The organism is Novipirellula herctigrandis (assembly GCA_007859835.1).
Lineage (GTDB): Bacteria > Planctomycetota > Planctomycetia > Pirellulales > Pirellulaceae > Novipirellula_A > Novipirellula_A herctigrandis.
In genome coordinates, this window is record SJPJ01000002.1 from 709,438 (window position 1) to 730,569 (window position 21,132).

17 protein-coding genes are annotated in these 21,132 nt (G+C 51.3%); 10 read left to right on the forward strand and 7 right to left on the reverse strand.

Features of this window, described 5'->3' with window-relative positions; genetic code table 11:
* The first annotated feature begins 41 nt into the window (after positions 1-41).
* The 3 genes from pyrH to zwf all read left to right on the forward strand — a co-directional run bounded on the left by pyrH (position 42) and on the right by zwf (position 3,098).
* The gene (gene pyrH / locus CA13_RS33530; RefSeq protein ID WP_146404437.1) at positions 42-782 is read left to right on the forward strand and encodes a UMP kinase; all 741 of its coding nucleotides are present in this window, start codon (positions 42-44) and stop codon (positions 780-782) included.
* A 191-nt stretch (positions 783-973) separates the two neighbouring features.
* Positions 974-1,534: a ribosome recycling factor gene (gene frr, locus CA13_RS33535; RefSeq protein ID WP_146404438.1), complete on the forward strand. Its 561-nt coding sequence runs from the start codon at positions 974-976 to the stop codon at positions 1,532-1,534.
* 109 nt (positions 1,535-1,643) lie between these two features.
* Complete coding sequence (zwf, locus tag CA13_RS33540) at positions 1,644-3,098, forward strand: glucose-6-phosphate dehydrogenase (RefSeq protein WP_146404439.1); 1,455 nt, start codon at positions 1,644-1,646, stop codon at positions 3,096-3,098.
* A gap of 98 nt (positions 3,099-3,196) precedes the next feature.
* Here zwf and CA13_RS33545 read toward each other — a convergent pair whose 3' ends face one another.
* The 4 genes from CA13_RS33545 to CA13_RS33560 form a co-directional block, all read right to left on the reverse strand.
* A complete protein-coding gene (locus CA13_RS33545; RefSeq protein ID WP_419195296.1) occupies positions 3,197-3,823 on the reverse strand; it encodes a LutC/YkgG family protein in 627 nt (208 codons plus the stop codon).
* Positions 3,820-5,205, reverse strand: a complete 1,386-nt coding sequence (locus CA13_RS33550; protein WP_146404441.1) for a lactate utilization protein B — start codon at positions 5,203-5,205, stop codon at positions 3,820-3,822. The genes CA13_RS33545 and CA13_RS33550 overlap by 4 nt, the downstream gene beginning before the upstream one ends.
* On the reverse strand, positions 5,202-5,978 hold the full coding sequence (locus CA13_RS33555; RefSeq protein ID WP_146404443.1) for a (Fe-S)-binding protein: 777 nt from the start codon (positions 5,976-5,978) through the stop codon (positions 5,202-5,204). Before CA13_RS33555 ends, CA13_RS33550 begins: the two co-directional genes overlap by 4 nt.
* Before the next feature lie 77 nt (positions 5,979-6,055).
* The gene (locus tag CA13_RS33560; RefSeq protein ID WP_146404444.1) at positions 6,056-6,748 is read right to left on the reverse strand and encodes a DUF4332 domain-containing protein; all 693 of its coding nucleotides are present in this window, start codon (positions 6,746-6,748) and stop codon (positions 6,056-6,058) included.
* A 385-nt stretch (positions 6,749-7,133) separates the two neighbouring features.
* Here CA13_RS33560 and CA13_RS33565 point away from each other — a divergent pair, with 385 nt between their 5' ends.
* Positions 7,134-8,000, forward strand: coding sequence for a DMT family transporter (locus CA13_RS33565; RefSeq protein WP_419195297.1), 867 nt, complete (start codon positions 7,134-7,136; stop codon positions 7,998-8,000).
* A gap of 154 nt (positions 8,001-8,154) precedes the next feature.
* On the forward strand, positions 8,155-9,369 hold the full coding sequence (locus CA13_RS33570) for an amidohydrolase family protein (RefSeq protein ID WP_146404448.1): 1,215 nt from the start codon (positions 8,155-8,157) through the stop codon (positions 9,367-9,369).
* 16 nt (positions 9,370-9,385) lie between these two features.
* On the opposite strand, the gene CA13_RS33575 is transcribed toward CA13_RS33570, so the two are convergent.
* Together CA13_RS33575 and CA13_RS33580 are read right to left on the reverse strand one after the other, a co-directional pair.
* On the reverse strand, positions 9,386-10,042 hold the full coding sequence (locus tag CA13_RS33575; protein WP_146404450.1) for a hypothetical protein: 657 nt from the start codon (positions 10,040-10,042) through the stop codon (positions 9,386-9,388).
* Between the two features lie 88 nt (positions 10,043-10,130).
* The gene (locus CA13_RS33580; RefSeq protein ID WP_146404451.1) at positions 10,131-11,168 is read right to left on the reverse strand and encodes an aldo/keto reductase; all 1,038 of its coding nucleotides are present in this window, start codon (positions 11,166-11,168) and stop codon (positions 10,131-10,133) included.
* Between the two features lie 170 nt (positions 11,169-11,338).
* Between CA13_RS33580 and CA13_RS33585 the strand changes: the two genes are divergently transcribed.
* From CA13_RS33585 to CA13_RS33600, 4 genes are all read left to right on the forward strand, one after another.
* A complete protein-coding gene (locus CA13_RS33585; protein ID WP_419195298.1) occupies positions 11,339-12,250 on the forward strand; it encodes an alpha/beta hydrolase in 912 nt (303 codons plus the stop codon).
* Positions 12,251-12,255: 5 nt separating this feature from the next.
* On the forward strand, positions 12,256-13,416 hold the full coding sequence (locus CA13_RS33590; RefSeq protein ID WP_419195299.1) for a 3-dehydroquinate synthase: 1,161 nt from the start codon (positions 12,256-12,258) through the stop codon (positions 13,414-13,416).
* Between the two features lie 76 nt (positions 13,417-13,492).
* Positions 13,493-14,440 carry a leucine-rich repeat domain-containing protein gene (locus CA13_RS33595; protein ID WP_146404453.1) on the forward strand — a complete coding sequence of 316 codons (948 nt, stop codon included), beginning with the start codon at positions 13,493-13,495 and terminating at the stop codon, positions 14,438-14,440.
* 16 nt (positions 14,441-14,456) lie between these two features.
* A complete protein-coding gene (locus CA13_RS33600; protein ID WP_146404454.1) occupies positions 14,457-15,092 on the forward strand; it encodes a DUF2238 domain-containing protein in 636 nt (211 codons plus the stop codon).
* Positions 15,093-15,105: 13 nt separating this feature from the next.
* Here CA13_RS33600 and polA read toward each other — a convergent pair whose 3' ends face one another.
* On the reverse strand, positions 15,106-17,901 hold the full coding sequence (polA, locus tag CA13_RS33605) for a DNA polymerase I (protein ID WP_146404456.1): 2,796 nt from the start codon (positions 17,899-17,901) through the stop codon (positions 15,106-15,108).
* 469 nt (positions 17,902-18,370) lie between these two features.
* Here polA and CA13_RS33610 point away from each other — a divergent pair, with 469 nt between their 5' ends.
* Positions 18,371-21,088 (forward strand): sodium-translocating pyrophosphatase, encoded by a 2,718-nt coding sequence (locus CA13_RS33610; protein WP_146404458.1) that lies wholly within the window; start codon positions 18,371-18,373, stop codon positions 21,086-21,088.
* Positions 21,089-21,132 lie beyond the last annotated feature (44 nt).

The following is a 21,132-nucleotide window of genomic DNA, read 5'->3' on the forward strand; positions in this document are numbered from 1 at the left end:
TCTGTTACCCTTTCGCCTCCAATACAGCATCCTGAGCTATCATGTCGAACGAGCCTGCTACCGAACCAACATTGCACTTCAAACGGGTAATCTTGAAACTTAGCGGCGAAAGCTTGGCCGATTCCGGTGGCCGAGGCATCAGTGCACATGAAGCGGGCGAGATTGCGAGGCAAATCAAACAAGCACACGATACCGGTTGTGAAATTGCAATCGTCATTGGCGGTGGAAACATCCTTCGTGGGGCACAGTTCTCCGGCAGCAATTCCCTGGTCCACGAAGCGACAGCCCATTACATGGGAATGCTCGCCACGACGATCAACTCTCTTGCGATGCAAGACGCCTTGGAAGCTCAGGGACTCGAGACACGCGTGATGTCAGCGATTCCGACGGAAAAGATCGCGGAAACCTTCATCCGCCGTCGCGCCCTTCGGCATCTCAGCAAAGGCCGTGTCATCATCCTCGCGGCGGGAATTGGCAACCCGTTTGTGACGACCGATACCGCCGCTGCTCAACGAGCCTTGGAACTTGAAGCCGACATTGTCCTCAAAGCCACTCGTGTGGACGGCGTCTTCAGTGACGACCCTGAAAAGAATCCGCACGCTGTTCTATACGACACTTTGACCTACACCCAAGTGATTGAAAAGAAACTGCGGGTGATGGACGGCACGGCGATCGCGCTTTGCAGCGAGCATAACAAGCCCATTCTAGTGTTTAATTTTAAGCAAAACGGCAATATCGTTCGCGCGATCTCGGGCGAGACCGTAGGCACGCGGATTGGGTAAAGCGAATAAATGGAGCCGAATCCAGCATAAGAACTCTGGATTCAGCACCGCAAATTCCTCGACTGCTACCGCGTTGCTCACCAAAACGACTAAACTGAACTTGTGCGGCAAGCGTACTACAGTGACCTATGTGAGAACGGGATATCCTCGCCCGTTTTCGTTTTTCTCTGACTTTCCCAAAAGGATGCAAGATGTCCAACGATGATGTGTTACTCGATACCGAAGAACGAATGGAAAAAGCGATTTCGGTGCTTAGTAATAACCTTTCCGGTATTCGAACAGGCCGGGCTAATCCAGGTTTGGTCGATTCGCTGAAGGTGGACGTTTACGGTTCGTCAACGCCTCTAAAGCAGCTCGCTTCGATTGGCACACCCGAACCTCAGCAGATTGTCATTCGCCCCTACGACACATCGACGATCAAGGAAATTGAAAAGGCTATCGTCGCAGGCGATCTTGGACTGAATCCGCAGAATGACGGCCGGATCATTCGGTTGAACGTCCCCGCATTGTCGACCGACGTGCGAAAAAAAATGGTCGCTCGGATTAAAGAATTGACCGAAGAATCCAAAGTGTCGATTCGGAATATTCGACGTGATGCCAACAAGGCCATTGATGCATCGGAAAAAGCAAAAGAAATCTCCGAAGATGATCGCGACTCGATGAAAGAAAGCGTTCAGGAATTGACGAAAAAATTCGAAAACCAAGCGACTGAACTCGCCAAGGTTAGAGAGTCGGAAGTACTTGACGCTTAAGATCGATGCACGGAATCGATGCTTCACAATTCAGTTCGGGAACTCCCTCCCGAACCGGTTGTCGATGCTCGCAATACAATAATCGCACAAACAAGGAACGAACAAGGCGATGGCGAATACGATCGTTATTTTTGGCGCGTCAGGTGACTTGACTAGCCGCAAATTGATTCCTGCGCTCTATCGTCTGTTTCAAAAGAAACGTTTACCCGACGGCTCTCAAATTGTGGGTGTTTCACGCAGCGACTTCGAGAGCGAGCAATGGCGCCAGTCGCTGAGAACCAGTGTTGAAAAGTTCGCCGGCGATTGTTTCGACAATGAAACGTGGAACCAGTTTGCCGAGAATATTTTCTACCACGCTGGGGATATCAAAGAAGCGGGCGATTTTAAAGCGCTCGCCAAGTTCCTCGATAGCATCGAACCAGAACACAATTCGGGTCGTTTGTATTATCTATCGACGATGCCCCAATTATACGAAGAGGCGCTCAAGCAACTCGGCGCTGCGGGACTCAATGACGACTCGGATGGATTCCGCCGGGTCATTATTGAAAAGCCGTTCGGGACCGATCTGAAATCCGCTCAAGCGTTGAATGCGTCAATTCATGGTGTATTTCGTGAAGATCAGATCTATCGCATCGACCACTATCTGGGCAAAGAAACGGTTCAAAACATTTTCGCCTTGCGGTTTGCGAACAGCATTTTTGAACCAATCTGGAATCGGAACTACGTCGACCATGTCCAAATCACCGTTGCCGAAGAAGTCGTGGTTGGCCGCCGTGCTGGCTACTATGATACGGCGGGGATTCTCCGCGACATGTTCCAAAATCATCTGCTTCAATTGATGATGATCACGGCAATGGAACCGCCTGCCCGTTACGACGCGGCGCTCGTGCGTGATGAAAAAGTCAAAGTGCTGCATAGCATCCGGCACATGACCGGTGGCGATTTCGCATCCGACACGGTTCGAGGGCAATACAAAGGTTACTTGAGAGAAGAAGGCGTCCCCAAAGGTAGCGACACCGAAACGTTCGCTGTTTTGAAACTGTTTTGTGACAATTGGCGTTGGAAAGACGTACCGTTCTATTTGCGCAGCGGCAAAGGAATGTCGTGCCGGACGACACAAATTGTGATTCAGTTTAAAAACGTGCCACATATCCTATTTGGCGAAAAGACACGCGAACCACTCGGCAATCGTTTGGTGATGCAAGTCCAACCGGCCGAAGGCATCCAGTTGCACTTTGAAACCAAGGTGCCCGATTCGGAAATGAAGACGCGCACGAGTACTCTCGACTTTAGTTTTAGTAACACGCCGGGCGGCAAGTCATTGCCCGATTCATATCAACGACTTTTGCTTGATGCTTTAACGGGCGATGCGAGTTTGTTTGCACGTAGCGACGAAGTGGAATTGGCTTGGGGCATCATCGATCCGATCCTCGCCGCATGGCGAAGCCCCGCCGCCCCGCCACTTTTCCAATACGAAACCGGTTTTTGGGGACCACCCGAATCATCCAAATGGATGTACAAACAAGACCGTGAATGGTTCGACGTATGCCCCGTGTTGTCATAAACACGCCTTTGCCCCGATGAAATCGTTCCGGCTTGGCAGAATTCGCGCCGGCCTAGCAAAGGTTGAAGAAACGTTTCGCGGACATTTCCAACGCCCCATTAAGGCGTCAGAAAAACCTGAAGCGCACGACAGCCATGGGCTCCCAATACGAGAGACTGTTCGATGTCCGCCGTCTTACTAGGCCCAGACACGAAAACCCCGAAAGGCGACTTAGGCGTTCCAATCCGAGCATAGGCTTGGTGCATGTGATGGACGATTTCTCGCCGCGAAACTACGATCGCTAGATATTGGGCAATGAACAACAAAGCTCGATGCGGCATTGCCTGACCATCGATCCAAATCGCTCCATTTTCAGCCACCGCGAACTCTCCTTTCGCAATCGTCCAATCCACGGCTGACAAATCATGGGGGTCCTTGATTTGGGAAACATCAAAACTACTTTGGACCGCTTCGGGAACGAGCGAGACGACTCGCTCGGCCGATGCAAAGACATCGATTTGGTTCAAAATGTCGGTCGCCTCGTGTGGGTTGTCGAGCATATGAACTGCACCACCAACACTTTCTAGCATCGCGACAAACGCACCAAGCGGATCGTCAAAATGCGTCAGCATGGATTCGTCCGGCGTCGGCAACCCGGGCGAAGAAATATCCATCACCATCAAGCGATCTAAAATCGCTCGTCGACTCTTTGTGATCGATTCGTTTTGTTGGAGCATCTCTTTCATTTTCGGTTCTTCGCGTACCAGTGGCGGAAACTTTCCTTCGGTGGCTCGGGCAATTCGCGAGCGATCGTCCATGTGTTGAATCGATGGTGGGTTGCCCAGTGCGGCAGGAAACGAAGCGAGGTTCGCCCCAACCACCCGGCTAACGAAAACACTTTCGCATTGCGAAACAACAAGGATGCTGCTTTCATGCTAATTCGTTTGTCATACGACAAGAGCCCTTGCTTACCGATTTCTTTCCGCCACGCCAACAATTGATGATGCAGTGGAATCTTTACAGGACAAACGTCGGTACACGATCCACAGAGACTGCACGCATATGGCAAACTTTTGTGTTTGATCGAATCACGCGTTGGCGACAAAACCGAACCGATCGGCCCCGGTATCGTCGCTTGGTAGCTATGCCCGCCGCTTCGCCGGTACACAGGGCATGTATTCATACACGCACCACAGCGAATGCAATGCAAGGCTTCACGGAATTCACTGTTGTGGCGCAATTTGCTGCGTCCGTTATCGACTAATACAATATGCAATTCGCTATTGCGATCGCGTGGCCCATGAAAGTGCGACGTATACGCTGTGATTGGCTGTCCGGTAGCCGAACGAGCGAGCAAGCGAGTAAAAACGCCCAGGTCTTGGAACCGGGGAATCAACTTCTCGATCCCCATGCAGGCGATGTGCACACGCGGTAGTGAAGCGCCCAAATCAGCGTTTCCTTCATTGGTACAAACAACGAACCCGCCGGTTTCTGCGATTCCAAAATTGACGCCAGTGATTCCCACTTCGCCTGCCAAAAATTTACTCCGCAAATGGCCCCGTGCCGCTTCGGCAAGATACTTTGGATCAGCCGCTCCCTTATCCGTTCCCAAGTGTTCATGGAAGGTTTCGCCCACTTCTTCTTTCTTCAAGTGAATCGCGGGCAGAACGATATGGCTAGGTGTTTCGTCCCGCAATTGGACAATCCGTTCCCCCAAATCGGTATCGACAACGTCAACACCATTATCTTCCAAGAAATGGTTTAGTCCGCATTCCTCGGTTAGCATCGATTTGCTTTTCACAATGCGTTTGGTGTCATGGTCACGGAGGATTTGCAACACAATTTGATTGTGTTCCTCGGCATCAGCAGCCCAGTGGACGGTAGCTCCGAGTGCGGTCGCGTTTCGTTCGAACTCGACTAGATAATTACCCAAGTTCGCGATCGTAGCTGTCTTGATTTGGGAAGCCATACTGCGCAAGTATTCCCATTCACCCACCGTCGAGGCTTGCTTATCGCGTTTCCCACGAACAAACCAAAGTGCTTTGTCGTGCCATGGAGATCGGTCACCGTTGGTAACAAACGGTTTCGCAGCAGTGGGATGATCGATAATCGGCAAGGTCACACTCATTGCTTCTTCCCCTTTGGTTTTCGTCCAGCCAATATTTGCACCACATGCATCACTTCAATCGGGTCTTTCTGCCTGCGGATCAAGCCTTGAAGGTGCATCAAACAACTCATATCGGCCGAAACAATCACTTCACTGCCCGAAGCGACATGATCGGCCACACGGTCACGTCCCATCGCTGCCGAGACATCCGGTTCATTGACCGCAAAGGTCCCGCCGAAACCACAACATTCGTCACTTCGGCTCAAATCACAAATCTCGATATCCTTCACGAAATCCAACAAATCACGGACTTTGTTGTTGCGTGGCGTCATGTTCTCGCTGCTTGGCCCGAGTCGCAATTCGCGTAGTCCATGGCAACTTTGATGCAACGAAACTTTGTGAGGAAAATGAACATCTTGTCCATCAATTTTCAGTTCCGATAGGTGCAACTCGTCAACGAGGTATTCGCACAAATCGAATGTTCGAGTTTTGACATGCTCGAACGCCGCATCCTCTTTCGCGAAATATTCGTCGTAATGATTGCGCACCATCGAAGTGCAGGACCCCGATGGGCAAACGATGGCATCGTAGGGAGCGAAAATATCCACGAACCGACGTGCGACTGGAGCACAATCGGCAGTACAACCGGTGTTAGCCATCGGTTGGCCACAACACGTTTGGTCTTCGGGGAAAGCGACGTCGACGCCAAGACGCTCGAGGATTTCAAGCGTCGCGATTGCCACATCAGGATAGAATTGGTCCAAGTAGCAGGGGACAAAAAGTGCAACGGTCATTCACGATTATCCGCGGAGATACATTTCAGTGTTGCATCACAGTATAACCGCAAAAATTTGACGCAATACCCGGACAACTAAGCTGCTTTGGCCGCCGCGAAACACTGAGTTGCGACATGGGCATCCACTGTCGGATAGATTCGCGGAGCAATGCGTCTTTCGCAGGTGCTGATCCAACGGCGAATCCGCTTGATGCTCGGCAGTCGGCGTCCACGCAATAATTTGCGTCCTGAACTGCTTTCGGCAAATCGCTGTAAATCCCGGTACAACATAATCGGGGACTCCACAGCCAAGCCACGAATGCTGCGTCTGTGAATACTGATTAGCAACATCGCATCACGTGGCATCATGCCAGGAACGGTCGCTGCGAACCGAATCGCTTGGCGGTATCGTTTCAGAATTCGGATCGATTTTTTCGGTGAATTGAATTTGGTAGCCAGACTTTTCAAGTCAACCGTCACCAAATCGCCGGCAGTAGTGATGCCCATGTCACACAATTGTTGACAACGCGCTTCCGGAAAAAGCTTCATGTGGTCAAGTTGCTGGCTCAGCATCCATTCGCGATGGTTTCGCGTTGGCACCCCGATAGAGGGCGTCTCCGCTGAGGATGCCGAGGGGACGCTTTGACGCAGTGTTGGTGTTTGCGATGGCCGATTGACGAGGGGCCGGTTCAAATGAGCGAACAAAACGACGTGATCGGGTGAATGGAGATCAACCGGTACGGGTGCTTGATGCGACCGTGAAATCAGACGTAGAAAAGTACGTAGCATAGTGGTTTCCCGAGTGAGAAAGAGAAGAGATGGTGGGACACTCGAAATCACCAAATAACGAACCGGAGTGAGCGAACGCCATAGCGATTTTCAAAAAAAGCGTTCGTTTGGCTCAAGAAAACTCATGCCCTCAGTTCAGGCTTCTTGGGATCACCCAGTTCTGACCGATGGGGATGATTTGTGCACACCCTAACGGTGAGCGTTCCACGGGTCGATCATGGGATCCCTGCTCACACAACTCGACGCGTTCCAAGTTGCGATCTGCAGGTTCCCCGTTGCGATCTGCAGGCAAAGAGGTAGAGTATTCGGCCTTCACCCCCATTGTGATTTCCTCAAAAACACCTCGATCCAGATGGGGCAACCCTCAGCATCCAAACGCGATTTCGTGAAACTCCACTTCATTATTTTGATGTGGGGATTTACCGGTGTTTTGGGCGAGTTAATTGATCTTCCCGCAATCGAATTGGTTTGGTTTCGTTGCATCATCGCAGCCGTGACCCTCGGGCTGATGCTGCGTCATCGCATTGGGATCAATGCATCGGATAGAATTCGACTTGGTTTGATCGGGTTCTTGATTGGGCTGCACTGGGTCCTATTTTTCTTGGCCGTCAAGATTGCCAACGTGTCGGTGTGTATGGTCGGGATGGCAACCGTCTCTTTGTGGACAGCGATTTTGGAGCCAATGATGCTGCCCACCGCAAGATTTCGGCGGGGCGATTTCGTTTTTGGCTTGCTAATCATTTTGGCCGTGACAGTGATTGTTCACAGCGAACTAGACCAATCGGTCGGTTTTGCGGTCGCGATTGGTTCGGCAATTGTCGCAGCAACCTTTTCGATCCTGAACAGTCCTTTTGCTCAACGATTGGACCACCGTGTAATCGCGTTTTACGAAATGATTGGAGCGGCGATCTTTTGCGGACTTTGTTTGCCGATTTCGGCACTGTGGCTTAGCGAAGGACGTGGACTCGATCTGCGACCGAGCGTCACCGATTGGCTCTACCTCGTTATCCTCGCCGTGGTTTGCACCGTATACGCCTATAGCCAATATGTCGAACTGCTGAAACGAATGAGTGTCTTTACAATCAATTTCGCCAACAACTTGGAACCCGTCTACGGGATGTTGATGGGAGCGTTGCTGTTCGCGGACTATCGATCCTTGGGCGTTGGCTTTTACGTCGGAGCAACCGCAATCGGTATCTTGGTGCTGCTGCACACCGGACTTTCACGTCGCAAACCAGTTGCGGTAAACTAAAGACGGAAGGATTCGGGCGCGGCTTTTGCAAGCCAACTGGATGATAGTGGTCTGTTGCGCCAGATAAGCGACTTGAACACCTCACCAACGGGGAATAGAACTCGCAAATGATAAGTTCACAACTGAAAAGCTATCCTCGCCCCATAAACCACCAATGACCATTCTAGCGGGACAATTGCTTTTACCTTCCGAATCGACCAACGAAGCGGTCGCGCGTCCGGGTTTTATCCGCATCAAAGACGAACAAATCGTGGAAGTCGTCGAAGGCGAAATTCCCAGCACCGCAGACTACTCGAATCCTCACGCGTTAATCTGCCCTGGATTTATCGACACGCATCTTCATCTGCCCCAATTCAACATCATTGGTGCGCATTCGTTACCTTTGTTGAAATGGCTGTCCGATGTTACGTTCGTTTCCGAACAGCGTTGGGAGGATTCGACGTATGCCAAACACATGACTTGTGATGTACTGCGTCAGCTACTTGCGGTCGGTACGACAAGCTTCTGTGCCTATGGATCGGTTCATCATCAAGCGACGCTGGAGGCTTTGAAGGTGGCTCGCGACATCGGTTTCCGTGGCGCTATCGGCCAAGTATTGATGGATCGAAACGCCCCTAAAACACTTTGCTACAATCCAACACAATTGATCGAAGAAGCCGCAATCACGCTTGAACAATTTGCTCCGAATGACTGTATGGTGGCGGCTGTAACACCTCGATTTGCGATTAGCTGTTCAGCCAAATTGCTTAGCGATGCCGGTAAGTTGGCTCAACGCTCCGACGCGATCATTCAAACTCACTTGGCTGAAAGTGTTAATGAATGCAAGCATGTTTCTCAGCTCTTTGATGGGATGAGTTATGTCGATGTCTATCGTACAAGCGGTTTGTTGAATGCTCGAAGTTTGCTTGGTCACGGCATTCATCTTAACGATCAAGACCGAAAAACACTTTCGGACGAAAATGCTGTGATCGCCCATTGCCCAACCGCAAATTCCTTTTTGCGTTCGGGAACAATGAATCGCCGTAAGCTTGCCGCAAATTCCGTGCGTGTGGTGCTCGGCAGCGATATCGGAGCAGGCTACGAACGCAGTATGGTGAGAGTTGGCCGGGCGATGATTGAAGCGGCTGCATCGATCGGCGATTTCATCCCATCTACGGCGTCGGCATGGTATGACATCACCGCAGGAGCTGCGAATGTGTTGGGGTGGCCGGATGTTGGCAGTCTCGTTCCCGACTCACGCGCCGATGTGCTTCTGATTGAACCGGATATTGGTTGGCTTGATTCACCTGTCGATCCGCTTTCAATGCTGATGTTCGCGTGGGATGATCGCTGGATCAAACGAACCTACCTGAGAGGGCAAATGGTCTGAGACGCCATCGCGAAGACTAATCGGCGTAGTTTGGATAATAGCCGTCATAGTAGGGTGCAGAAGGGTAAGCAGTGCCCGCCCCAAACGGATACGGATTCAACGAACCAGCATCAACAGGAGTGTTGTTGCCACGACGACGCTCACTGGGCCAATCATGATCACCACTAATTGGCCCTTGTCCGGAGCCGGGATAATCGTGTCCGGAGCCGGGATAATTGTGTCCGGAGCCGGGATAATCGTGTCCGGATTCTGGGTGATTGCGTGACGGCTTGCCATGCTTGGGATACCCAACGCTTCCACCTGCTCCGCCATAAAAATTTGGACCCAGATTGAGGCCAGCATAGGGAGCCCCCCAATTCGGATAGGGGGTACTATAGGGGCGATACGGAAAGCGCCATTCGCCGTAGGGTCTAACCGGTGGTCCCCAAGATTCGACGCGATGATAATTGTCGGCTGATTGTCCGTAGGCCAACGTGCTCCGCATGTGCGTGTAGCCGCTGGTTTGAAAATCCGATACCGCTAAGGTCGTCGGCGCGGCGATCGGTTGGTACTGAGCCACCCGCTGAAACGTCATCGGATCATGCGTATACGTGCTCGGCAACGTCAACCAGTCGGCTCCGAAGCTAACGGTTGCAATCGCGAGGCTCAGCAAGGTAAAAACGGCGTTCTGCATAAACGCCAAAATAGTTCGCGTTTGTTCCTCGCGCCGAGAAATCGAAAAAATCTCACGCAAAATTCCGCAGATACCCTGCGCAGAACCCCTACAACCGGCGTAGCCCGTCTTCGGTCATCGGTGTCGGAATCTCGGCATCAAGCTCATCGATCCTTGCTAGTGTCTCGGCATCGAGGATCAAATCCTTTGCCTCAAGCGATTCTGACAACTGTTCGGTACTGGTCGCACCAATGATTGTCGAGGCAACAAAGTCATGTTGCCGACTCCACGCAACCGACAATGCCGTAACACTAACGCCAATGGATGCTGCAATGTCGCCAAGTCGACGTGCCGTTTCAACCGACCGTTCGTTGACGAACCGCTGAGCCATCCTCTTTTGCCTCGGTTCGCCGGTCAACAAATAATCAGTGAACCGTGCTCCCGACGGCGGCCCCTCGTTATATTTACCCGTTAACACGCCACCACCGAGCGGTGAATAGGGCAACAGACTCAGATTCTCTCGCCTCAGTACTTGCGCCAATTCACTTTCGCAGCGGCGATTGATCAAGCTAAAGTTATTCTGCACGGTCTCATATCGGTCGAGCCCTTCGATTTCGGCCGCTCGCAAACTCTTCATCACCCCCCAACAGGTTTCATTGCTACAGCCGATTACGCGGACTTTTCCCATATCGCGAAGTTCCGTCAGAGTCCCCAGGACTTCTTCGTAGGGGAGGCCGTGGTCGGGCCAATGGATTTGGTAGAGATCGATATAATCGGTGCCCAACCGAGTGAGCGAAGTATCGCATGCTCGGATAATCTGGTGTCGATCGATCGATGCCTTGCCAAGACGAACCGGTGAACAGAACCAACCGTGCGAGGGGCCGGTTACTTTAGACGCGACAATAACCGACTCGCGAGGCTTGCCCTTAAGCCAACGGCCAAAAATTTGTTCGGTTAAACCGACGGTGTCTTTACTAGGTGGCACGGGGTAAATTTCTGCTGCATCAAAGAAATCGATGCCTGCCTCGTATGCTAGGTCACAAATTCCATGACTGGATTTTTCATCGCATTGGCTGCCGAACGTCATCGTGCCCATACAAATGTCGGTCACGTAAACACCACTGCTGCCTAATCGTCGTTTTTCCATTGTCAAATCTTGCTTGGTCGAATTGGGTTGGTACCTGAAGGCCACCATCTTTTGCGTTTCGCTGAGAAATTCAAGCCCACACGAAAAAATCTCCTGTTGCTGCTAGAATAGTGAGTCCTCGCGTGGACCTTCCCTGATTTCCTATCCGCCCACCACCCCCAACACGATTCATGCGTCCGCTTCCTTTCAGTCGCTGTTTAGCTTGCCTAACGATTTGTCTTGGCTTGATTGCGGTAGCACGTACACCCATCGGCGCCGAGGATTACATTCACGGTCCGGACTCGATGCGTATCGACACGGTTCCGAAAGGCAGAGTGACGCAACATGAGTGGTCGGAGAGCGTCGTCTTTGCCGGAACCAAACGCCGCTACAGCGTTTATATCCCGGCCCAATACGACGGCTCGAAACCAGCCGCATTGATGGTGTTTCAAGATGGACACGCATTTGAGGGTCCTAAAGGTGATTTCCGCGTCCCCATTGTGTTTGACAATTTGATCGCAAAGGGGGACATACCGATCACGATCGCAGTGATGATTGATCCAGGCCACCGTGGCGATTTGCCACCTAAGCGAGGCTGGTCACCGAGACCGAATAACCGCAGCATTGAATACGACACGGTCAGCGGTGATTACGCTGAGTTTCTTCTGGCCGAGATTCTGCCTCAGGTGGAAAGGGAATACAAAATCACAAAGAATCCCGCCCTTCGGGCGATTTGTGGAAACAGCTCCGGTGGCATTTGTGCTTTTTCCGTTGCTTGGCATCGACCGGGTGCTTTCCAAAAAGTGCTTAGTCATATTGGCAGCTTTGTCGATTTACGAGGTGGACACAATTATCCGCCAATGATTCGAAAATCGGACAAGAAGCCGATTCGTGTTTTCCTGCAAGACGGCGAGAACGATTTAGACAATCAATTCGGCAATTGGCCGTTGGCAAATCAACAAATGGCCAAGGCATTGGCGTTTAAGCAGTACGACTACAAGCTTGTTTTCGGTACCGAAGCTCATAACGGGAGACATGGCGGGGCGATTTTTCCCGATTCGCTACGATGGCTTTGGCGAGATTGGAAGGACGAAAGCTTTTAAACCTCATGCCCGACGGCTCCATGTATTCGACTGACATTCGCTTCTCGGTCCCCTTTGTCCATCGCTTGCGTACGACAACGGATGTCGCCGGAGAAGATTTCCCGACGCTGCTCGATGTTCTAGAAAGCAGTGACGACGCCAATGCGCGGGTCCTTTTGGTTGCTGAACAGTCATTGGTTCGATCGAGCGACAGGATGAAACGAATTGAATCCAAGCTGATCGCTTCGCAACGCGTCGACTTAGTCAATTCGCTGCATGTTATCGAAGGCGGCGAGACAATCAAGAATTCCTACGTGGGTGTCGAGTCCATTTTGAAGGCGATTCATAGCGGAAATCTCGATCGGCGCAGCTACGTTATTGCGGTCGGTGGTGGCGCAATGCTTGACGCGGTCGGCTACGCCGCCGCCATAGCTCATCGCGGCATTCGCTTGGTAAGGCTACCAACGACGACACTTGCGCAGGCTGATTCAGGAGTGGGCGTAAAAAACGCAATCAACTACTTCGGCAAAAAAAATTGGATCGGAACCTTTGCGGTTCCCTGGGCCGTGATCAACGATTCCAAGCTACTTGAAACCCTGCCGCATCGTGACTACCGCAGCGGTTTTAGCGAAGCGGTAAAGGTGGCGTTACTTAAAGACGCAACGGAGTTGGGCTGGCTGGAACAAAATAGTGCAAAGATTGTAGCCCGAGAGAGAACGGCCTCCGCGCGAGCGATTCATCGTTCGTGCCAATTGCATGTGCGACATATCACCGAAGGCGGCGATCCGTTCGAAATGCAAGAAGCCCGACCGCTCGATTTCGGTCATTGGTCGGCGCATAAACTCGAGGCACTTGCGGGCTATGAAATTCGCCACGGAGAAGCGGTGGCGATCGGAGTAGCTATTGATTGTTTGTATTCCGCTGAAAAAATTGGTTTGCCCGAAGCTGATGCGAACCGAGTGATCACGTGTTTGCAATCGCTTGGGATCACGCTTTGGCACCCATCACTGCAATCGGTTGATGAGTTAATGGAGGGCTTGGAAGAATTCCGCCAACACCTCGGGGGACGTTTAACCGTTACAATGTTGAGAGGAATTGGAGCCCCCGTCAACGTCCACCAAATTGATTCCAGCGCTATGAAGAATGCGATTGAAACATTGAAAAACCGGGTAGGCTTGCCAACCTGATGTTGGCATTCAACCCCGAAAATCCAACGATTATCGTTCGCTACAATTCTCCACTTCCATTACAACGGGCCCCCTCATGAAATACGCTATTGTTCTACTTGCCTTTTCGATCGTCGGTTGCAGTTCCGAACCAACGACTTCGCCGGATGTGGCGAAACCGTCCCCTGAAAAGGTTACGAATGAAACAGCGGACACCATTGAACAAATCGAATCGTTGGCACAAAAAGTCACACGCGACAAAAATGGGGCGGTGACCCAAATCGACTTCCGTGGTTCGATTGTCGGCAACGAAGATTTGGCTTTACTGAAAGGACTACCGAATCTAAAGGTGCTTAAGTTTTCTGGCAAGGAAGCTAGTTGCACGGTTAACTCCGAAGGCATGTCGCTGATCGCAGAGCTTTCGAGCCTGAAAGTCCTCAGCCTCGATTTTCTCAAGATTGGTGACGAAGGCATCGCAAAACTGGCGGGACTTGGTAACCTTCGCGAACTTTACATGGCAAACATCGGCATAGGCAACGATGGGATCAAGACAGTTTCCGAATTCTCGGAACTGCGAAAACTTCGAATTGCACAAAACGCTTTTGATGTGTCAGGGTTCAATTCGATCGCGAAATTGAGCAACCTCGAGGAGCTAGACATCAGCGAATGTGAAAAGCTTGATCACGGGGCGGGCGAATCGCTGGCGCAACTCAGCAAACTTAAGAAGCTAAATTTATGGAGAGTGAACCTCTCGGACGCAGGCATCAAGCCGCTAGAAAAACTCACTGCGATCGAATCGTTGAATCTCGACAACACCAGCTTGACTGACAAAGGCATGCCATCGCTCAGTGGTTTTGATAAACTAACTTTCTTGCACCTCGGTTCAACCAAAATTTCCAATGCTGGCTTAGTTCATCTTGAAGGACTTGCCAGTCTAAAAAACCTGATCGTCACTCGCACCAAAGTGGACCAGGAAGGGGTTGATCAATTGAAAGAGAAGTTACCCAACACCGAAATTCAACTGGAATACGTTTCTGGGAAATAACCGTAATCGGGGTACGATGCGATTTCAAATTACGACGCTCCTGATAACGGTTGCTTTAACAGCGGCGTCATTCTACCAGGCTCCGTATCCGAACGAACTGTGGTTGCAGCACATGCCGACGGTCGTGCTGTTAGTGGCTCTTGCCGCATCGTCGATCTGGTTTCGCATTTCCAAAGTATCGTTTCTCTGTATCGTCGCTTTCTTGTGGCTACACATCCTTGGTGCGCGTTGGATCTACTCTTTCGTGCCTTATGACGATTGGTCTTGTTTTCTACTCGGTCAATCAGCATCAGAGCATTTCGGTTGGCAGCGTAATCACTACGACCGAATGGTACATTTGGCTTCAGGACTATTGGTGGTACCGCCTGCTTCCGAGGTGTTGCAGCGTTGGGGTGGCATGCGACCATTAGGGGCGGCAATGATGGCGATTGCCGTGGTGTTGGCTATTGGTGCGGTTTACGAAATACTCGAATGGCAGATCGCAGTTGCATTCTCGCCGCAACAAGCCGAAGCATATAATGGACAACAAGGTGATGTCTGGGATCCCCAAAAGGACCTTGCTCTGGCTTGGATCGGTGCAGCGATTTCCGCAGGGCTCGTGTTTCGGAAGTCGTACGATCGCCCTACTTCAAAAGCTTTTCCAAGTGGCTAGCTTGCCAGCACTGCTAATGTGCCTGGAGCCAATTTTCGCCTACTCCCATCTCGACCACAATTGGGACGCTCATCGACATCGCCGTTTTCATCGCTTCTTCAATGGCGGGCATGACTGAATCTTGCTCGCTCTTCAGCATGTCAAAGACAATTTCGTCGTGAACGGTAAGCAGCATTTTGGTTTCAAAGTCACCCTCTCGCAAAACGCGATGCACATTGATCATCGCAAGCTTAAGCATATCCGCCGCAGTACCCTGAATCGGGCTATTCATCGCCAATCGTTCTGCTGCGTTGACGACTGTTTTGTTTCGTGAGTTAATGTCACGAATGTAGCGGCGACGACCTGTTTGGGTGGCAACATAGCCATGTTCTTTTGCGAATGCGATTGTTTTGTCGATGTAACGCTGGACCCCAGGGTACTTCTCAAAATAGTTCTGGATTAATTCGTTTGCTTCGGCTCGTGGGATGTTCAATCGCTGCTGCAACCCGAACCCCGAGATGCCGTAAATGATTCCAAAATTGACCGTCTTTGCCTTGTCTCGCATTTCTCGACTGACATCTGCGATCTCAACCTTGTAAACCTTACTGGCGGTAACGGTGTGGATATCCTCGCCGCTTCGGAACGCGTCCAACATTGCTTCGTCGCCACTCAATTCCGCCATCACTCGCAGTTCAATTTGCGAATAGTCCGCAGACAGCAATAAATGCTTGTCGTCACGGGGAACAAATGCCGCGCGGATTTCTCGGCCGCGTTGTTTTCGCACGGGAATCGTCTGAAGGTTGGGATCATTCGATTGAATGCGACCAGTCGATGTCCAAATTTGGTCGTAACGCGTATGCAAGCGACCGGTCTTTGGATTAACCGCCAATGGCAATTGATCAACGTAGACCGACTTCAACTTTCGAGCGCTTCGGTAATCGAGAACGTCGCCAATGATCGGATGTTTGCTTGCGAGTCGTTCAAGTTCCGCTTCGCGAGTGGAATATTGTCCGGTTGCGGTCTTCTTTGGATTTTCTTCAAGCTGCATTTCCTCGTAAAGGACGATGCCGAGCTGTTTGGGAGAATCGATATTGAATTCACGGCCAGCTGCTTCGAAGATCTTGTTCTGCAACTTTTCGATCTCGCCACCGAGCGTTTCCGAATAGGTTGCGAGTGCTTCGCAATCGAGCCGAATGCCTTCGTGTTCCATATCGACCAAAACGGGAACAAGCGGAAACTCGACGTTATAGCAGACGTCACTTGTTTCCGACTTTTCCAAATCAGCGCGAAGCAACTTGGAAACCTGCAACGTGACGTCAGCATCCTCGCATGCATACTCTGCGACTCGCTCGACATCGACATCACGCATGTTTTTCTGGTCTTTGCCTTTGGGGCCAAGCAAATCAGATGTGGGAATCGGCCGATAACCGAGATAGAGCGTCGATAGATAGTCAAGCCCGTGTTTCATCTCGGGCTCTTTCATCGCATGGGCCAGCATGGTATCGAACAATTTCCCACGAACTTCGAATCCATGCCAACGAAGCACGGTCAAGTCGTATTTTAAGTTATGCCCAATCTTCTCGATCGATTCATCCTCAAAGATCGGTCGAAACTCATCAATAACCGCTTGTGCTTGCTCGGAGTTGTCTGGACAAACAACATAGAAAGCCGAATGGGGTTCGAAGCTGAATGCTAATCCAAGGGGTACGGCTTCACGAGCGTCAAGTGAAGTGGTTTCCGTGTCGAAACAGATTGAATCTTGTTTCTTCAGTTGTTCAATCAAAGCGGCGCGTTGTTCGCTCGTGTTGACTGTCTGATAGTGATGCGAGACATCGCTGATCGTCTTCTCGGTGACCGGCTCATCGAACAAGGTTGCTTGAATTTCGCTTTCCCGTTTTTCTCGAACGACGTTGGCTCGCGCGGAGGCCGCCGAAAAGGTCTTGCCGAAGATCCGTTTTCCGATTGCGTCGAATTCCAGTTCGGTTAAAAGCGACTTGAGTGCTTCGGTGTCATAGGCATTCCAAGTCAATGATTCGATGTCAGTCGTGTGAGGCACGTCTAACTGGATGGTAACCAATTGTTTGGACAGTAGTGCTTTGTCGCGATTTTCCTCGATGTTCTGTTTTTGTTTTCCTTTTAGTTCGTCGAGATGGTTATATAGATTTTCAATTGAATTGTACTTCGCAATCAACTTCTGCGCCGTCTTTGGTCCGATACCAGGAACACCTGGGATATTGTCACTGGAATCGCCCATTAGCCCAAGGATATCGATCACTTGGTCGACACGCTCAATATCCCATTTCTGCAACACCTCTTTGACGCCAAAGATTTCCAAGTCGCCTCCTTTGCGACCAGGTTTGAGGACAAAGATATCGTCAGTCACAAGTTGGTCATAATCTTTGTCAGGCGTAACCATCCAGGTTTGGAAACCTTTGTCGGCGGCTTGATGAGCCAGAGTACCGATCACATCATCGGCTTCGTATCCGGGCATTCGGATGGTGGTAATTTTCAATGCATTGAAGAGCCGATCCATCAGTGGCAATTGTTTGGATATGTCCTCGGGCATTGCTTCCCGCTGTGCCTTGTACTCGGGAAACGCCTCATGTCGAGCGGTCGGTTCGGATGTGTCGAAGGCAACCGCCAAGTGTGTTGGCTGTTCGCGTTTGATAAGATCAAGCACGGTATTGAGCACACCGAAAACCGCTGACGTGCAAATGCCGCCGGAAGTGAACCGGGGACTTCGCATCAATGCGAAGTGGGCTCGATAGGTTAGCGCCATGCCGTCGAGGAGGAAAAGTTTTTTCTCGTTTGGGAAAAGATCCGTCGTCATAAGTCTGTTTTAAAAGGAGGCGGGCGCGTTGAAAAGTTTTGTCAGTGTAGCGTAAAGCGAGCCAAGTGTAGTGCGACCGTTTGCCCTATGCATCGCTTGCATTTGCGTCAACTGCTCGCACCGACTGTAGATGTCACACTTGTCGTGCAAGTGTGACATTATGCCCCATTTTGCCATGGTCATTTTGCCTACCCAAAACGGGGTTTGTCGGGGAAAGAAATGCCGCAAAATTGACGGAGGTTATTCATAGCCTTGGTTTTTCGCATTTAACTTACTAACCTAACTCGCTTGTCAGAAACAGGTCTACCTAATCTGGGGCATGTTTTTCGTGTTTAAGGTGGACACTGTGGTGATAAAGCAAACCGGGGCGAGGTTCCCGTATCGATTTTTGACCTGATGGTTTTCTGACATCTCTTCCCTCCCTCCCCTCGAATGACTTAGATAAGGGCATAGACGAATGGTATCACGCATGTTTGGAAAACGAAGCAGACGGGCGTTGGCCGCCGTGGCTGCTTCCGTTTTGTGTCTCGGAACGCCGCTGGTGGCGATCGCACAAGATAGCACTGATGCGGCTGTGGCGGCAGCAGAGACTGCTGCTGAGGTAGCTACTCAAGTCGCTCCGGTAGCCGGTGTCGACAACACAACGACGGTGATCGTTTGGTTGATTGCGTTCCTTGCATCAATCTGTGCTCTGGTTCAAGCCTATCTGTTCTACAAGACGATGCAGGACTCCGATCCTGGAACGGATCGGATGCAAGAGATTGCTGGCTACGTTCGCGAAGGTGCCAATGCATATTTGACGCAACAATACAAAATCGTCGGCATCTTTTTTGTGATCATCGTTGCGCTGCTCGCTTACGCCGCTTTTGGATTAAATGTCCAAAGCCGCTGGGTTCCGTTCGCGTTCTTGACCGGCGGTTTCTTTTCAGGTTTGGCCGGTTGGTTCGGGATGAAGACCGCTACCTTGGCCAGCAACCGAACAGCCGCTGGCGCCCAAAAATCGCTCAATGCGGGCCTTCAAGTCGCGTTCCGTTCGGGTGCGGTGATGGGATTGACCGTCGTCGGACTTGGGCTTTTAGACATCACCCTTTGGTTCGCTGTGCTCTATTGGATTTTGCCGATGGTGAACCCTGATTATACGATGAAGCTTGTTGACATCACGGTAACGATGCTTTGCTTCGGCATGGGTGCCAGTAGCCAAGCTCTTTTCGCTCGTGTCGGTGGTGGTATCTTCACCAAAGCAGCCGATGTCGGTGCCGACTTGGTTGGCAAGGTTGAACAAGGAATTCCAGAAGATGATCCGCGTAACCCTGCAACGATCGCCGATAACGTCGGTGACAATGTTGGTGACGTCGCAGGAATGGGTGCTGACCTTTACGAATCGTATTGCGGATCGATTTTGGCAACCGCCGCACTCGGTGTGGCTGCCTATTCGACTAGCATCTTGGTTCCTGATGGGATGGATGGAGTGCAAGCTCAGTTACAGGCGATGCTACTTCCAATGGCCATCGCAGCCATCGGTATTTTCCTGTCGATCGCTGGGATTTACGTCGTCCGAACGAAAGATGATGCGACACAAAAGAATCTGCTCGCGGCACTCGGTCGTGGTATCAATCTTTCAACCGTTTTGGTCGCCATCGCAGCCATCTTGCTCGGAGCATGGCTGATGCCAAAGACTCCCGGTACGACCTTCAATCTTGGTGGACTTGTGATTCCTGGGGTTGCTTTCAGTGTGATCACGGGCTTGCTCGCCGGTTGGTTGATAGGTAAATGGACCGAGTATGCCACCAGTGACGAATTCTCACCGACGAAGAAGTTGGCCGATCAAGCATTGACCGGACCAGCAACCATTATCATCGGTGGTATCGCCGATGGCATGATGAGCGTCTGGTTGCCTGTGGTCGTGATCTGCATCGGGACTCTTACATCATTTGGATTTGCAAATGGATGGAACTATGCTGACGTAAACTTCTTTGCCCTTGGACTTTACGGAGTTGGAATTGCAGCAGTCGGTATGCTAAGCACGCTAGGCATTACCCTTGCTACCGATGCATACGGCCCGATTGCGGACAATGCAGGTGGCAATGCCGAAATGTCTGGCTTGGACCCAATTGTTCGCCAGCGTACTGACGCCTTGGACAGCCTTGGCAACACGACCGCTGCGACGGGCAAGGGATTCGCAATCGGCTCGGCGGCACTTACCGCATTGGCATTGATGGCAGCTTACATCGAAGAAGTCCGAATCGGTTTTGAACGATGGGGCGACGAAGTGGTGGAAGTGGTCGACGCGGACTTCATCAAGGCGTCCGATGGCTTCGTTGTCAGTCGTTACACTGATGTGGAAGGAACCGAGCACGCAGCAACTTGGTTAGTCGCACCAGCGACTGTGGCTGATAATGATGAACTAACGACCGCATGGGACGCAAAGTCATTCAAAGAAGGCCCAATTGCGGTTGATGACATGATCGCCTACGACAAAAACGCCGATGGCAGCATCGTCCTTGACGAGAAAGGCCGTCCAGCGGGTGCCGCTTTCATTTCCACAGGTGACAAGCTGACCTTCTTGCCAGCAGCACACCTACAAGACTTTAGCAACTACTACAACTTCTCGGTGATGAATCCGAAGGTGTTGGTTGGTATGTTCCTTGGGATGATGGCAACACTTGTATTCTGTGCGATGACGATGAAAGCCGTCGGCCGTGCGGCGCAAGGCATGGTTGAAGAAGTTCGACGTCAATTCAAAGAGAAGCCGGGTATCATGGAAGGAACGGAACTTCCCGACTATGCTGCCCCCGTCGCTATCAGCACCAAGGCGGCTCAAAGGGAAATGATATTGCCATCGCTTCTCGGCTTGGCTCTTCCCGTTTTAACCGGGCTTCTGCTGGGCGTCGGTGGCGTGATGGGCTTGCTAGTTGGCACGCTGACCGGTGGTTTCTGCGTCGCCATTTTCATGGCCAACGCGGGTGGTTCTTGGGACAATGCCAAGAAGTACATCGAAGCCGGTGCTCATGGTGGTAAGGGAACCGACGCACACAAAGCCGCCGTCGTTGGCGATACGGTGGGCGACCCCTTCAAAGACACCAGTGGCCCTAGTCTGAACATTCTCATTAAGTTGATGAGCATGGTCAGCGTTGTGGTCGCCGGCTTGATTGTCCGCTACAGCCTTGTCGCCTTAGGGATTTTCTAACAGGCGAACAAAATTCCCAGGCAAGAATCGAGTCGCACCTTTTT